The sequence below is a fragment of the Bacillus sp. SJ-10 genome, assembly GCF_002843505.1.
Taxonomy (GTDB): domain Bacteria; phylum Bacillota; class Bacilli; order Bacillales; family Bacillaceae; genus Bacillus; species Bacillus velezensis.
This window is the reverse complement of the sequence record NZ_CP025258.1, coordinates 3,972,848-3,988,097: the sequence shown is the minus strand read 5'-3', so window position 1 is coordinate 3,988,097 and position 15,250 is coordinate 3,972,848. Positions and strand designations below refer to the sequence as shown.

13 protein-coding genes are annotated in these 15,250 nt (G+C 48.0%); 11 read left to right on the top strand and 2 right to left on the bottom strand.

Features of this window, described 5'->3' with window-relative positions; translation table 11 throughout:
• Positions 1 to 110: 110 nt before the first annotated feature.
• From CXL14_RS19775 to CXL14_RS19760, 4 genes are all read left to right on the top strand, one after another.
• Positions 111 to 977 carry an STAS domain-containing protein gene (locus CXL14_RS19775; protein ID WP_014417142.1) on the top strand — a complete coding sequence of 289 codons (867 nt, stop codon included), beginning with the start codon at positions 111 to 113 and terminating at the stop codon, positions 975 to 977.
• 312 nt (positions 978 to 1,289) lie between these two features.
• Entirely contained in the window at positions 1,290 to 1,463 is a 174-nt protein-coding gene (locus CXL14_RS19770; protein ID WP_003155693.1) for a YezD family protein, read from the top strand.
• A 29-nt stretch (positions 1,464 to 1,492) separates the two neighbouring features.
• The gene (locus tag CXL14_RS19765) at positions 1,493 to 1,795 is read left to right on the top strand and encodes an FMN riboswitch-binding regulator RibR (protein WP_015416995.1); all 303 of its coding nucleotides are present in this window, start codon (positions 1,493 to 1,495) and stop codon (positions 1,793 to 1,795) included.
• A gap of 90 nt (positions 1,796 to 1,885) precedes the next feature.
• Positions 1,886 to 2,530 carry a Bax inhibitor-1/YccA family protein gene (locus CXL14_RS19760; RefSeq protein WP_007408941.1) on the top strand — a complete coding sequence of 215 codons (645 nt, stop codon included), beginning with the start codon at positions 1,886 to 1,888 and terminating at the stop codon, positions 2,528 to 2,530.
• 38 nt (positions 2,531 to 2,568) lie between these two features.
• On the opposite strand, the gene CXL14_RS19755 is transcribed toward CXL14_RS19760, so the two are convergent.
• Entirely contained in the window at positions 2,569 to 3,081 is a 513-nt protein-coding gene (locus CXL14_RS19755) for a MarR family winged helix-turn-helix transcriptional regulator (RefSeq protein WP_089072412.1), read from the bottom strand.
• 150 nt (positions 3,082 to 3,231) lie between these two features.
• Between CXL14_RS19755 and CXL14_RS19750 the strand changes: the two genes are divergently transcribed.
• Positions 3,232 to 4,353, top strand: a complete 1,122-nt coding sequence (locus CXL14_RS19750) for an FAD-dependent oxidoreductase (RefSeq protein WP_014720834.1) — start codon at positions 3,232 to 3,234, stop codon at positions 4,351 to 4,353.
• A 36-nt stretch (positions 4,354 to 4,389) separates the two neighbouring features.
• Here the strand turns inward: CXL14_RS19750 and CXL14_RS19745 are convergent, their stop codons facing one another.
• Entirely contained in the window at positions 4,390 to 5,460 is a 1,071-nt protein-coding gene (locus CXL14_RS19745) for a DUF3900 domain-containing protein (protein WP_007609950.1), read from the bottom strand.
• A gap of 164 nt (positions 5,461 to 5,624) precedes the next feature.
• On the opposite strand from CXL14_RS19745, the gene CXL14_RS19740 reads away from it, so the two are divergent.
• The 6 genes from CXL14_RS19740 to CXL14_RS19715 all read left to right on the top strand — a co-directional run bounded on the left by CXL14_RS19740 (position 5,625) and on the right by CXL14_RS19715 (position 15,243).
• Entirely contained in the window at positions 5,625 to 8,807 is a 3,183-nt protein-coding gene (locus CXL14_RS19740) for a bifunctional cytochrome P450/NADPH--P450 reductase (protein ID WP_089072413.1), read from the top strand.
• Between the two features lie 427 nt (positions 8,808 to 9,234).
• A complete protein-coding gene (locus tag CXL14_RS19735; protein WP_014417149.1) occupies positions 9,235 to 11,163 on the top strand; it encodes a lipoteichoic acid synthase in 1,929 nt (642 codons plus the stop codon).
• Between the two features lie 215 nt (positions 11,164 to 11,378).
• Positions 11,379 to 12,143: a glucose-1-phosphate cytidylyltransferase gene (gene rfbF / locus CXL14_RS19730; RefSeq protein WP_014417150.1), complete on the top strand. Its 765-nt coding sequence runs from the start codon at positions 11,379 to 11,381 to the stop codon at positions 12,141 to 12,143.
• A gap of 6 nt (positions 12,144 to 12,149) precedes the next feature.
• A complete protein-coding gene (locus CXL14_RS19725) occupies positions 12,150 to 13,118 on the top strand; it encodes a GDP-mannose 4,6-dehydratase (protein ID WP_012117042.1) in 969 nt (322 codons plus the stop codon).
• 24 nt (positions 13,119 to 13,142) lie between these two features.
• Entirely contained in the window at positions 13,143 to 14,054 is a 912-nt protein-coding gene (locus CXL14_RS19720; RefSeq protein WP_014417151.1) for a putative nucleotide-diphospho-sugar transferase, read from the top strand.
• Positions 14,055 to 14,082: 28 nt separating this feature from the next.
• Entirely contained in the window at positions 14,083 to 15,243 is a 1,161-nt protein-coding gene (locus CXL14_RS19715; protein WP_014417152.1) for a glycosyltransferase family 2 protein, read from the top strand.
• The last annotated feature ends 7 nt before the right edge of the window (positions 15,244 to 15,250 follow it).

Here is a 15,250-nt window from a genome sequence, read left to right as displayed (position 1 = left end):
AAAGCAATCAAAAGCTTTAATGTGCAGGTTTTTTTAATTTCTCTAGTGCGATCGGCGATTCCGATTTATAATTTAGACAAAAGTACATATTCTTGAAAGAGGAGACGGCAGTGAACAAAGACCAATTACTTCATGATTATATTATTACACATTCGGCAGAGCTGACGGAAAAATGGCTCAAGCTGAGACGGAAGCTGAGAGGGCGTTTTTACTCTGCGGATCAATTAAGTGAGGAAATGAAACGGCTGCTGATCGAGCAGCATACCTTTACAAACACGGTCATCGCAAGCGCTTTTTTGGAAGATCCGGCCGTTTTTCAGCATAACAAAGAAAAATGGGCCGCACAGGTAGCGAAAAGCAGAGTGGAGCAGGACGCGGAGGTTCATGAGGTCGTTGAGGCGATCGGCAATTCAAGAACCGTCTTTTGGGAGGCGGTCACCCGTTTTATGGATGAGCATCAGGACATCGTAACAAACGAGGATGCCCGCCGCTGGAATCACCTTGTCAACAGCTCGTTCGATCAGCTGATGACGGATTTTACTGAACAGTTTCAGACATTAATGATCGCGAGGCTGTCATCTCAGCAGGAGCTTATTTCCGAATTGAGCTGTCCGGTTATTTTGATCGCGGATACGATCGGCACTCTGCCGCTCATCGGATCGATTGATACGAGACGGGCGCGCGTGATTTTGGAGACGGTGCCGGAAAACTGTGTCGCCAAACGGATCACAAACCTTGTGATTGATCTGTCCGGTGTGCCCATTGTCGATACGATGGTGGCGCAGCAATTGTATATGCTGTCGAAAACGTTATTTCTCCTCGGCATCAGAACCGTGTTTTCCGGCATTCGGCCTGATGTGGCACAGACTTCTATCCAATTAGGGCTTGATTTTTCAGAGTATCAAACTTACGGCTCCCTGGAGCAGGCGCTCGCCAGCATGGGTGTCACATGTGTGATCGAGGAAGCAAAAGCATAGAAAAAAGGTGCTCCGTCCAGAGGCGGGGCGCTTTTTTTGTCAGCGGAAAACAATGTAAATATGTCGGAACTTGAAGATTGTGTTCTTAAAAACAGCAATATGACGCCTTGGGGGCGGGCGTCGGTGACACGGTTTATGTCAAAGCGAAGGAAGTGAAAGTTTTTGCAAAGAAGACATATCCAAAAATTGTGTAAATGTTATTGATTTCTGAATGAAAACATAATAGTATAATTATATATTTCTTATCAGAATAGTATGAATTAAAACGCTCATTGTCAAAAGACGAACGGCCAGACATAAAGGGGGAGCATGATGACGTCCAAAGGAAACGTAGATCCGCATGTGATCGAAAAGATTATCAGCGCGCTGGAAACGCTCGATTTCGGGACAGTTCAGATTACGGTTCATAATTCCCAAGTGACACAAATTGATAAGGTGGAGAAATATCGATTTTCCCTGAAGAGCAAAGAAGTAAAACAATCTTAAAAAACAGCCAATGACAGGAGGCGGTACATATGAAGCATTCAACTGTTCCTTTCCGGGAGAGCCGGTATCTGCACCTGCCCGAAGTGCGCTTTCTGCATTGGTGCACGAAGCAATACGGCATTAACAAAGGCGTGCTCAATACAATTGACGGCTGGTTTTATGATGCGGGCGTCATTCCCATTCCCGTCAGGCGTCTTTATGTGCTGGCATTCCTCGATTTCGCGAAAACGCCGGGGCAGAAGGGGAAAATCCGATTCGGGCACGGCGGTTTGACGAAAAAACTGCATGATTTCATGGATATGCAGGAGTGCGCAGCAAAACGTCAGGCCTGAAATCCTTAAAATCTTCTTAAAATCATACAAATTTCTCCCATTTTATTTATAATAGACCTATCACGATCATTTTTTGGGAGGACTTTTGACATGCAAACTGCTGCTTATGAGAGCAAACAATCTATTATGCAGCGCATTATAACGGTATTTGTGTTTACACTGTTAGTTGCGACAATCGGCCTGTATACGGGCCAGTTCATTCCGCCGGCATTGATGCTGCCGCTGTCGGTCTTAGAGGTCGTCATGATCATCGCCGCGTTTTGGCTGCGCCGAAAAAAAGCCGTCGGATATGTGTTTGTGTTTTCATTCGCTTTCATTTCCGGAATGACGCTGTTTCCGATTATCAGCCATTATGCGTCCGCAGCGGGGGCCTATGTCGTATTGGAGGCATTCGGTTCTTCGTTTGTGATTTTTGCGGTGCTCGGCACGATTGGCGCTAAGACGAAAAAGGACTTGTCGTTTTTATGGTCCTTCTTGCTTGTCGCTGTTATCGCGCTTCTTGCAGTGGGGATCTTTAATATTTTCAGCCCGCTGAATTCCGCTGCCATGATGGCGTATTCCGTCATCGGAACGATTGTGTTTTCAATGTACATCTTATACGATCTGAACCAGATCAAGCACCGGGACATCACGGCTGATTTGATTCCTTTGATGGCATTGACGCTTTATATCGACTTTATTAACCTGTTTATCAACCTGCTCCGGTTTTTCGGGATTTTAAACAGTGATGATTAACCGCACGAAAAAGGCGCCCTGCTGAGAGGGGCGCCTTTTTATATTCTGCCGCCGGAAAACAGCAGAAGCTTATCAAATAATACTTCAAGCATTTTTGTCAATTCCGCTTTTTGTTCAGCGGTGAAGCTTTCCATGACTCCTGAAATATTGGAGAAGTGGCCGGGAAGAAACAGCTTCAGCTTTTCTTTTCCTTCTTTTGTGAGTTCGATGCTGATTTTTCGTCTGTCGCCGGTATGCCGGCTGCGGTTTACAAAGCCGTCCCGTGCGAGTCCGTCGATCAATCCGGTGATGGTCGCTTTGGTGACATTGGATTTTTTCGCCAGTTCCGTCGGGCTCAGGCTGTGGCCGGGTGCGTCAAACAGAAACATTAAAATTTTGAATTTCCCTTCGGACAATCCGTGACTTGAGAAATAATGCTCCATGACCTGATTCATTTTTTTAGACATATCAAATAACGTCAAAAATGTTTTCAATGATTCAGCATCCATATCGGCGTAAATCTCAGCGCGTCCGGCAATCTGCGAGTAATCCGGCAAATGTCTCAACTCCATTTTTGTAAGCCTCCGTACCATTTTAGTGATTCAAAGTATAAGCTTGCCGGATTCAAAAGGCAACCTATAAAGATTGACAGTTTTTCAGCCTATATAGTAAGGTGGCTAATAGTTAATGAAAGATAAATAAATAGAGAAGGCGGTATCGGGATGAACCATGAAGTGAAAAAGATCATCATAGCGGGCGGAGGGATCGGCGGTCTGTCCGCAGCGATTTCTCTCGGCAGAGCGGGTTTTGAAGTGACCCTTTGCGAGGCGGCGTCCGGCATGCGAAAAAGCGGAGCGGGCATTCTCCAGCCTCAAAATGCGCTGCGGGTGCTGCGGGAAATCGGTGTGTATGATGAATGCTGCCAACACGGCTTTCAAACGGAATGGCTGAAGCAGCATGATGAAAACGGAACGCTGCAGTTTAAAGTGAGTGAGGCGTTTTTAGATGATTCATTGCCGGGGCGGAATAATATATTGCGGCAAACGTTAAACGATATCCTCAAAAAGCATGCTGAAGCGGCGGGGGTCACGATTCTTCTCGGTAAAAAAGTCGTGTCTTACGAAGAAACAGCAGATGACATAACGGTGCATTGTGCAGACGGAACCGCGATGACGGCTGACATCCTCGCCGGCTTTGACGGCATCCGCTCCGCTGTCCGCAATCAAATGCTGCAAAGAGAAGTGAAAACGGAGTATCTCGGCATGGGAGCGCACAGATTTTACATTTCTTTTCCCGAACCGGTTTTTCATGATTCAACACTGATGTATAAAAAGGGGCAGACGCAGGTCGGGGTCGTGCCGCTCTCTGAAAAAACAGGATACGTATTTATCATCCGGCCGTATGACGCTGACTTCAGGGATGACGAGGACACGCGTTTTGAACGGGTGAAAGACTTGCTGCACGGATTTCCGGGAGTAAAGTTTGTGACAGAGAATATGTCAAAGGAATATCCCGTTTTGTTTCATAAGATTGAGCAGATGGCGGTCAAAGAACCGTGGCACAGAGGCCGGGTCGTTCTGGGCGGGGATGCCGTCCATGCAGGAGCGCCGACATTGGCGCAGGGAGCGGCGATGGCGATTGAAGATGCGATTGTGCTTAGTGAAGAACTGCAAAAACACGAAAACCATGAAACTGCATGTCAAGCATACTTCGAAAGACGGGCGGAGCGGGCATTGCAGGTGCAGAATCTCTCATCTGAAATCGTCCGCCGCGAGATAAAGAGAACGCCCGGCGTCCAAGACATCATCAGTGAATGCTATCGATTGCTCAAAGAGCCTTATTAAATAAAGAAAGTCCAGAACATGGCGTCTGGACTTTTGTCAGTCTTGTTCAGATTTATTCCGTATCCGCTCAATCACCTCATGCAGCCCCTCAGGCTTGTGAAACTCCACCGGCGAACTGCCTTTTTCAAACGAGATCGTCTCCGCCTCAATGAGCGCGACATAGCGCCCGTTCACTTTTGCGAGATGGATGGATTCGCCGAAATCAGCCAGTAATCCTTTAATCTCTGTTTCTCCGACTTTCATTTTCAGCTCGGCTTCCGGCGTATGTTCAATGATCTGCGCGGATGCCTCGATGACTTGATGGGTGTCGAGGCGCTCCTGAATTTCTCGCTTTTCACTCGCTTCCCAAATTTCAATGTCGTGCTCAAACTGCTGAAGCTCTTCGCTGTTTTCTTCAAAAGTTTCATACACGTGCTCCTGCACCATGTTCATGACTTGGCTTTTCATGATTTCCGGCATCGATTCGCCGTATTCGACAAATTTGAGAAAATCTTCGAAATAACGGGCGTGCGAGGCCTGGTGGATTTTCAGCTCATGCTCTTCCGTCATGCCTTCTTCCGGCATATACGGATATTGAATGCTTTTCATGTTTTTTGTCGTGATGGCCATTTCGACCTTTTTAATGAGAGACGAGGCGTCTGAGATGCGGGCGACCTTCGGCTCGAAATCGCATTTCATCATAAAGACGAATTTGTCTTCAAAATACTTGCGCGGAACGGCCGATGCCACGATAAAAACACCGCCGCGCACGGCGCTCGTGTCAAGGTAAGTGCGGACGAACTGCTCGCTTGCTTCGATAAATGCTTCCTTCGTATCCGCAAGTCTGGCGCGGTTGAAAAGGTTGTAATTCGGATTTGAATCAAGCTCATGGCCCGGCTCCGTGATAAAATGGCCGATTTTTGTGGGGACCTGCTCGGATTGCGGATGCCGTTCGGCTTTCCGTTTGACGATTTTCTTCAATTCCCCGTCAAGAAAATCCTTCAGCTCGCTTTCTTCAAATTCTTCCGTGTCAAGGGTCTGGAAATGTTTGAACTGTTTGTTTGCCTGTTCGTCTTTTCCTTCCACTTGAATGACATAAAACGATAAAAACTTGATTTCAAAATCCATATGTGAACTCACCTTATTTCTGTATTTAACAAGCCTCTCCAGTATAGAAAAAACCGTTAACGATCGTCAATCCGATGATTAATCCGTGACGGCGGATAATCGGCTGGTGAAAAGGGCAATGTAGTTGGAAGGAACGCATCAACGTGTTAGAAAGGGTGTTATTCATGAAGGAAACAGGTCCGATTCCGCAGCCGAAGACATTCGGCCCGCTCGGCAATCTTCCTTTGCTTGATAAAGACAAGCCTACAATGTCGCTTATCAAACTGGCAAACGAGCAGGGGCCTATTTTTCAGCTGCATACGCCGGCGGGCGCCATTATCGTCGTGTCCGGCCATGAACTGGTGAAAGAGGTTTGTGATGAAGAGCGGTTCGATAAAAGCATTGAAGGGGCTTTAGAGAAAGTCCGGGCGTTTTCCGGTGACGGGCTGTTTACAAGCTGGACGCATGAGCCTAACTGGCGAAAGGCGCATAATATTCTGATGCCGACCTTCAGCCAGCGCGCGATGAAAGATTATCATTCGATGATGACTGATATCGCGGTGCAGCTGATTCAAAAATGGGCTAGGCTGAACCCGGATGAGGCCGTTGATGTGCCTGCTGATATGACCCGCCTGACGCTCGATACGATCGGGCTTTGCGGCTTTAACTATCGGTTTAACAGCTATTACAGGGAAACGCCTCATCCGTTTATCAACAGCATGGTGCGCGCCCTTGATGAAGCGATGCACCAAATGCAGCGCCTTGATGTTCAGGATAAGCTTATGATCAGGACGAAACGCCAATTTCATCATGACATTCAGGCGATGTTTTCGTTAGTAGACAGTATTATCGCAGAGCGCCGGTCAGGCGGCCGGGATGAAAAGGATCTGCTGGCCAGAATGCTGAATGTGGAAGACCCGGAAACGGGCGAAAAACTTGATGATGAAAATATCCGGTTTCAAATCATCACGTTTTTAATTGCCGGCCACGAAACGACCAGCGGCCTGCTTTCCTTTGCCATTTATTTTCTGCTGAAACATCCCCGTGTTTTGGAAAAAGCCTATGAGGAAGCCGATCGGGTATTGACCGATCCCGTTCCTTCATATAAACAAGTGCTGGATCTTACTTATATCCGAATGATTTTGCAGGAGTCATTGCGCTTATGGCCGACCGCGCCTGCGTTCAGCCTTTATGCGAAAGAGGATACGGTGATCGGCGGGAAATATCCGATCACGCCGAAAGACAGAATTTCCGTCTTAATTCCCCAGCTTCACCGTGATAAAGACGCGTGGGGAGACAATGCGGAGGAATTTTATCCGGAGCGGTTTGAACATCCTGATCAAGTGCCTCAACATGCGTATAAGCCGTTCGGAAACGGTCAGAGGGCGTGTATCGGTATGCAGTTCGCCCTGCATGAAGCAACCCTTGTTCTGGGGATGATTCTGCAGCATTTTACCTTTATCGATCACACCGATTATGAGCTCGATATTAAACAGACACTAACGATCAAGCCCGGCGACTTTCATATCCGGGTGCGGCCGAGAAACAAAGGAGCCGTTGCGGCAGCCCTCCCGGCGGCTGAAAAAACAGCGGAAGACGTCAAAAAAGAAAAACGGGATACAAAAGGCGCATCCATTATCGGGCTTGATAACCGACCGCTTCTGATTCTGTACGGCTCAGATACGGGAACCGCAGAAGGCGTGGCGCGGGAGCTTGCCGATACTGCCGGGATGCACGGCGTCCGGACTGAAACGGCGCCTTTAAATGACCGGATCGGAAAACTGCCGAAAGAAGGGGCTCTCTTGATCATTACGTCCTCTTATAACGGAAAGCCTCCGAGCAACGCGGGACAATTCGTTCAATGGCTTGAAGAAGTCAAACCCGGGGAACTGGAAGGCGTCCGATATGCCGTCTTCGGCTGCGGTGATCATAACTGGGCGGCGACATATCAGGCCGTGCCGAGGCTTATTGATGAGAAGCTTGCCGAAAAAGGGGCGGAACGCTTTTCCTCCCGAGGCGAGGGGGACGTCAGCGGCGATTTTGAAGGAAAGCTTGATGAATGGAAAAAAAGCATGTGGACGGACGCCATGAAGGCATTCGGTCTCAAGCTGAATGAAAATGCCGAAAAAGAGCGAAGTTCGCTGGGCCTTCAATTTGTCAGCGGGCTTGGCGGGTCCCCTTTGGCACAGACGTATGAAGCGGTTTACGCATCCGTTGCGGAAAACAGGGAACTTCAGGCGCCGGAAAGCGGCCGGAGCACAAGGCATATCGAAATCACTCTGCCGAAAGAGGCTGCCTATCATGAAGGGGATCATCTCGGCGTGCTGCCGGTAAACAGCAAAGAGCAGGTCAGCCGTGTTCTCCGCCGGTTCAATCTGAATGGGAATGATCAAGTGCTGCTGACGGCCAGCGGACAGAGCGCGGCTCATCTCCCGCTCGATCGGCCGGTCAGGCTGCATGATCTTCTGAGCAGCTGTGTCGAATTGCAGGAAGCAGCATCAAGGGCTCAAATCCGGGAAATGGCCGCTTATACGGTCTGCCCGCCGCACAAACGGGAATTGGAAGATTTTCTTGAGGAGGGCGTCTATCAGGAGCAAATCTTAACATCGCGCGTCTCGATGCTCGATCTCCTTGAAAAATATGAAGCGTGTGAACTTCCGTTTGAGCGATTTCTGGAGCTTTTGCGCCCGCTGAAGCCGCGGTATTATTCGATTTCAAGTTCGCCTCGGAAACATCCCGGGCAGGCCTCAATTACCGTCGGCGTCGTTCGCGGCCCCGCCCGGAGCGGTTTGGGTGAGTATCGCGGAGTCGCTTCGAATTATTTAGCGGATCGCGGCCCTGAGGATGGTATCGTGATGTTTGTCCGCACTCCGGAAACACGATTCCGGCTGCCGGAAGATCCGGAAAAACCGATTATTATGGTCGGTCCCGGCACAGGAGTCGCCCCGTTCCGCGGATTTCTGCAGGCCCGGGCGGCGTTAAAAAAAGAAGGAAAAGAGCTGGGGGAGGCTCATTTGTATTTCGGATGCAGAAACGATCATGATTTTATTTACCGTGACGAGCTTGAAGCTTATGAAAAAGACGGAATCGTGACGCTTCATACGGCTTTCTCCCGCAAAGAAGGCGTACCGAAAACGTATGTGCAGCACTTAATGGCGAAAGACGCCGGCGCTTTAATTTCCATCCTCGGCCGGGGAGGGCACCTCTACGTATGCGGCGACGGCAGCAAAATGGCGCCCAATGTAGAGGCAACGCTGCAAAAAGCGTATCAGTCGGTCCACGAAACAGACGAACGGCAAGCGCAAGAATGGCTTTTGGACCTCCAGACAAAAGGCATTTACGCAAAAGATGTTTGGGCGGGGATTTGACCGATTTGATGAGAAGGACTGGATGACTCCAGTCCTTTTTTTACATCAGCCAAAAAAACCTTCAAGTTTTTCAACCCCTTTGCATACAATAACTTCAGCCCGCCTGTTGGGCGGCTGTCTTTGATATTCATTTTTCGTTTTTAGAAGTTTGTGTTATTCTTATATTTGGTATCTCCTATTTTCAGACTGGGTCTGAATACGGTACCTTTTAATGCCAGAAAAAAATGTGAAACGAAGAACGGATATCCTGCGTCTAATGGCTGGCGGGATAAGATGTTCAATGGGCATGACACGAATGATAAATATATCGTTTTTTAAAATGGTGTGTTTATGGGGCTGTGTGATGCTTTCGTTTTGCTCGGAAAGCAGGAATTGAAGCAAAAAGTAAGAATACAGATTTAAAGTGTTTAGGAAAGTAGAGGTTGCCATGAAGAAATTATTTTCTTACAGACTTAGTTTTTTTGTACTGGCTATTATTTTGTTTTGGGCCAAAACGTATTTAGCCTATCATGCTGAATTCAACCTTGGGGTGAAGGGTCCGACGCAGCAGTTTCTGCTTGTGATCAATCCGTTCTCAAGCGCCATTTTCTTTTTAGGACTGGCATTGTTTGCGAAAGGCCGCAAATCAGCGATTATCATGGTGATTATTGATTTCATCATGACGTTTATTTTGTATGCAAATATCCTATTCTATCGATTCTTCGATGATTTCTTGACATTCCCGAACTTAAAGCAATCCGGTAATGTCGGAAATATGGGAGACGGCATCTTCAGCATTATGTCCGGCCATGATATTTTATACTTTGTTGATATTATTATTTTAATCGCGCTTCTTGTGTGGAGACGTGAGCTGAAGGAATTCAAACTGAAAAAACGGTATACGTCATTAATTATCGTGACGGGTATTGTTTTGTTCTTCGTGAACCTGGCGATTGCCGAAGAGGACCGCCCGGAGCTGCTGACAAGAACGTTTGACCGCAATTACATTGTAAAATACTTAGGCCTTTATAATTACACGATTTATGACGGCGTGCAGACGGCGCAGACGGAATCACAGCGGGCATATGCCAGCAGCGATGACCTGACGAGCGTTGAAAACTACACATCCTCGCATTATGCGAAGCCGAACGCCGAGTATTTCGGCAAGGCCAAAGGCAAAAACATTATTAAGATTCACTTGGAAAGTTTCCAAACGTTTTTGATCAACTACAAACTTGACGGAAAAGAAGTCACGCCGTTCCTGAATAAACTCGCCCGCGGCGGAGAGGACATGACGTACTTTGATAACTTTTTCCACCAAACAGGCCAAGGTAAAACATCTGACGCCGAGCTGATGATGGATAACAGCCTGTTCGGACTGCCTGAAGGGTCAGCCTTCGTGACAAAAGGGGAAAACACGTATCAATCGCTTCCTGCCATCCTTAACCAAAGTGAGGGCTATACAAGCGCCGTTTTACACGGTGACTACAAATCATTCTGGAACCGTGACCAGATATACAAACATATCGGCTACGATAAATTCTTTGACGCCAGCACATACGATATGTCTGATGACAACCTTGTCAATTTGGGGCTGAAGGATAAACCATTCTTCAAAGAATCCATTCCGAAGCTTCAATCGCTGAAACAGCCGTTCTATGCGCATTTGCTCACGCTGACGAACCATTATCCGTTTACGCTTGATGAAAAAGACGCAACGATCGAAAAAGCGAAAACGGGCGACGCGACTGTGGATGACTATTTCCAGACGGCGCGTTATCTCGACGAGGCGCTTGAACAGTTCTTTAAAGATCTGAAGTCATCCGGTTTATATGACAACTCGGTGATTATGCTTTACGGAGACCACTACGGAATCTCTGAAAACCATAACCGCGCGATGAAAGAAATTCTCGGCAAAGAAATTACGCCTTATCAAAACGCGCAGAATCAGCGTGTGCCGCTTATGATTCGCATCCCCGGCAAAAAAGGCGGGGTGAACCATACGTACGGCGGTGAAATGGACGTTGTGCCGACGATCCTTCACTTGGAAGGCATCGATTCTAGGAAATATATTAATTTCGGCACCGATCTCTTCTCGAAAGACCATGATGATACGGTGGCGTTCCGTAACGGAGATTACGTCACGCCGAAATATACTTCCATCTCCAATGTCGTATACGATACGAAGACAGGAAAAGAACTGAAAGGCAATCAGGAAACGAAAAACCTGAAAGCCAGAGTCACAGAGCAGCTGAAGCTGTCTGACAGCGTGATGTACAAAGACCTGCTCAGATTCCACAAATTGAGCGACTTTACGCCGGTTGATCCGTCTAAATATCATTACGGCAAAGAAAAACTGAATCAGGATAATAAATAATAGAAAGAGCCTTACGGAATTTCCGTAAGGCTCTTTTTTTGTGTGTATCTTCACCAATCTGAAAAAAGAGAGAGCTTTTGGTCACAAAGGGCGCCAATCTCTCATATCTTACAGTAGATTTTGAAACCGGTGATAGAGAATCGGACAAATTATCGGGTTGGTTTCTCTTATACGGGCGGTTTCGAATCCAATATTCACAGAGAAGAGGGGTAGAGATGAAAGCAGTCATTCTCTGCGGCGGAAAAGGAACGAGAATGAGCGAAATCACCAATGAACGTCCCAAACCGCTCGCCATGATAGGCGGCAAACCGATTCTATGGCATATTATGAAACTCTATCAATACTATGGCGTGAACGAATTTATCCTGCTTCTTGGTTTCAAAGGAGAGATGATTAAGGAATATTTCTTAGATTATGACTGGAAGAATCACAGCATGACGCTGGACAGCTCTACCGGAGAAGTGCGGATATTGGGAAAATCCGAGCCGTGGAAAATCACTTTTTTAGACACGGGGGAACACACGCAGACAGCGGGGCGGCTTTTACAGGCGAAGGACATCATCGGTGATGAAACCTTTCTTATGACGTACGGGGACGGACTGGCCAACATCAACCTGTTTCATCTGATCAGCTATCATCAATCAAAAGGGGCTGCGGCAACCGTCACCGGTATAGAAAAGACCTCGCAATTCGGAACGCTGACGGTTGAAGACGGTATGGCGAAAAGCTTTTCTGAAAAAACCTCAAGTGAAGGCATCATCAACGGCGGATTTTTCGTGCTCAGCCCGAAGGTATTTGATTATCTGCCGAAAGACAGGGACGTCATGTTTGAAGAAGAACCGCTGAAGGAGCTGGCGAAGGACGGCGAATTGGCGGTATACCGGCATTACGGTTTCTGGACGGCGATCGATACGTATAAAAACCTGCTGGAAATCAACAAGATGTGGGACCGGGGACAACATGTATGGAAGGTATGGTGATCAAGTTTGAGTTTCTGGAAAAATAAAAATGTGTTTGTGACGGGATGTACAGGTCTTTTAGGAAGCTGCTTGGTGAAGGAACTGATCGATCAGGGGGCCAATGTGACGGGACTTGTCCGTGACACTGTGCCCAAGTCGAACCTGTATCAGGGAGAACAAGTGAAGCAAATGAATATCGTGCAGGGCGCGCTTGAGGATCTGGATGTGATTGAGCGGGCGCTGGGCGAATATGAAATTGACACGGTCTTTCATTTAGCCGCTCAGGCGATCGTCGGCGTCGCAAACCGCAATCCGATTTCCACATTTGAAGCCAATATTCTCGGCACATGGAACATCCTTGAAGCGTGCCGCAGGCATCCGCTCATCAAGCGGGTGATCGTCGCGTCCAGTGATAAAGCGTACGGCGACCAGCCGACACTGCCGTACGATGAAAACATGCCTCTTCAGGGCAAACATCCGTATGACGTATCAAAAAGCTGTGCCGATTTGTTAAGCCACACATATTTTAATACGTACGGACTTCCGGTCTGTATTACGCGCTGCGGCAACTTGTACGGCGGCGGAGATTTGAACTTCAACCGGATTATTCCGCAGACGATTCAGCTCGTGCTGAACGGTGAAGCGCCGGAAATCCGCAGCGACGGCACATTTATCCGTGATTATTTTTACATCGAGGATGCGGTCGAGGCATACCTTTTGCTGGCGGAAAAGATGGAGGAGCTCAATCTTGCGGGAGAAGCGTTCAACTTCAGCAATGAGATTCAGCTGACGGTGCTGGAGCTTGTAGAAAAAATTCTTAAGGCCATGGACAGTGACCTCAAGCCGAAAGTGCTCAACCAGGGAAGCCATGAAATCAAGCACCAATATTTATCGGCGGAAAAGGCGAGGAAGCTTCTGAATTGGACGCCCGCGCATACCATTGATGAAGGATTGGAAAAAACGATCGAATGGTATAAAGCCTTTTTTCAAAAGTAACAGAAACAGAGGTGAGAGAAAGACGTGACAAGCGCATATTGCACAGTTTTATCAAAAGGAAGGCTGTATCAGGCCATCGCTTTGTTCGGCTCATTGAAAGCGGTTCAGGCGGACGCCCCCATTTTTACTTTGTGTATGGATCAAGACACCTATGACGTGCTTCAGGCAATGCGGCCGGATAATGTCACCTTGATTCAGGTGTCCGCACTGGAAAATGAGGAGCTCCTTGAACTGAAGCGGACGAGGGATCAGAGCGAATACTGCTGGACGGTGAAGCCGGTATTTCTCGAATTCGTGCTGGACGGACATCCGGAATTAGAACGTGTCACGTACATTGATGCCGATTTGTTTTTCTTCGCTGATCCGCGCGCGATTTTTGACAATCAGCCGGATTGTTCGGTGCTTCTGTCACGGGGCGATATCGTCATTCCCTCATTTGAAAAACAGGAAATCGACATGCTGCAGCGTCTTTTAGGCCGGTATAATTCCGGTTTTCTCAGCTTCAAAACCGACAGTGCCGGCACAGATTGTCTCAGATGGTGGAAAGAACGCTGCCTGGAGGAATGCAAAAATGCGCCGGGCGAAGGAAAATTCGGAGATCAAGGCTACTTGGATTACATGTCCGGCCTGTTCCCGAACGTGTGTGACATCACCACGCCCGGCGTGAATATCGGCCATTGGAATTACGGCCGCCACACGTTTTCATGGAAGGACGGGCGTCTTGTGCTCGAAGACGGAAGTCCGCTGATTTTCTATCATTTCAGCGGATACCGGATCGTTACAGCCGGCGACATTCGGCAGATTCATGAGACGGACCGGACCGACCTGCCGTTTGTCCATCAGCTTTACCAGGACATTCTGAAGCGGGTGATCGGGACGGTCAGCGCCGTCTGCCCGGAGTTCAGCGGCTTTGCATCTGAGGATGATAACAAATAAATGATCATATACAGGAAGTGAACGAAAAGTGAAGGCAAGCGTCATTGTTCCCGCATATAATTCCAAGGAGAGGCTTTATAACAGCCTGCTGTCCCTGAATGAACAGGAATGCACAGAGCCGTTCGAAGTGATTGTGGCTGACAACGGTTCGGAAGACGGAACCTTATCCATGCTTGAATCATTCAGCGCGAATTTCCCGCTGATTTTTGTGAGAATTAAAGAAAACAGAGGGATCGCTTACGGCCGGAATCAGGCGGTCCGCAATGCCAGAGGCGATATTTTGATCTTCCATGACAGCGACATGCTTGCCGAAAAGGATTTGGTGGCGAAGCATATCAAGGCTCATGAGAACCGGGACGATCTTGTCGTATGCGGTATGTTCTGGAAGCGGATTTACAGCTTTTATTATGACCGTTTTGAAAAAGAGCATAAGGAAAAACTCGCCGAACTGTATGAAGAGCTGCCGGGCGATAAAGAGCCGCTCCTTGAAGAAGGTGACATCAGAGACGGAAGTTTTCTTGACCAATGCTTTGATTTAGATACCGACTTTATCCGTGTGCTGAAAAGCATTTTGGAAAAATACGGAGATGATTTGAACGGCTACCGTCTGCCGTGGCGTTTTTTCATTACGAACAATTCGTCAGTCAAGAGACAGCACGTGGCAGATCTCGGCCTGTTTGATGAAGGCATTGTCAGATACGGCTTTGAAGATTATGATCTCGGCATCAGGCTTCATCAGTCGGGAATGAGATTTCAGCTGCGGCGCGATATCATGAGCGTCCATCAGGAGCATCCGAGCAACTGCGCTTCCGTTGATGACATCAGGGCGAACATCGCGTACATGTGCGACAAGTACAATGACATTCATTCGCTTGACGTGCACCTCGCGTTTAACGGCCCGTTTGACGCGGAGTTAACCAACAGCATGATGGCAGACATCGAAGTGCTGCTTGATTATGAGAAATATGAAAGCCTGCTGCACATTTTTCTCGAACTGCTCCACGCGGTTAAAGACCGCAACCTCGACCCGGACTGGAAGACGAAAAGCCCGCGGATCACGGCGAACAGCTTCAATCTGCCGGAGGTCGGGAAGCTTTTGGCAAAAGCGGAAAAAAAGCTGGGCGTCACGCACTTTGCAAGGGCGTTCAAAGCGCTGGCTGCTGATTTACTGCATGTGGATCTTAAATAAATTGGAT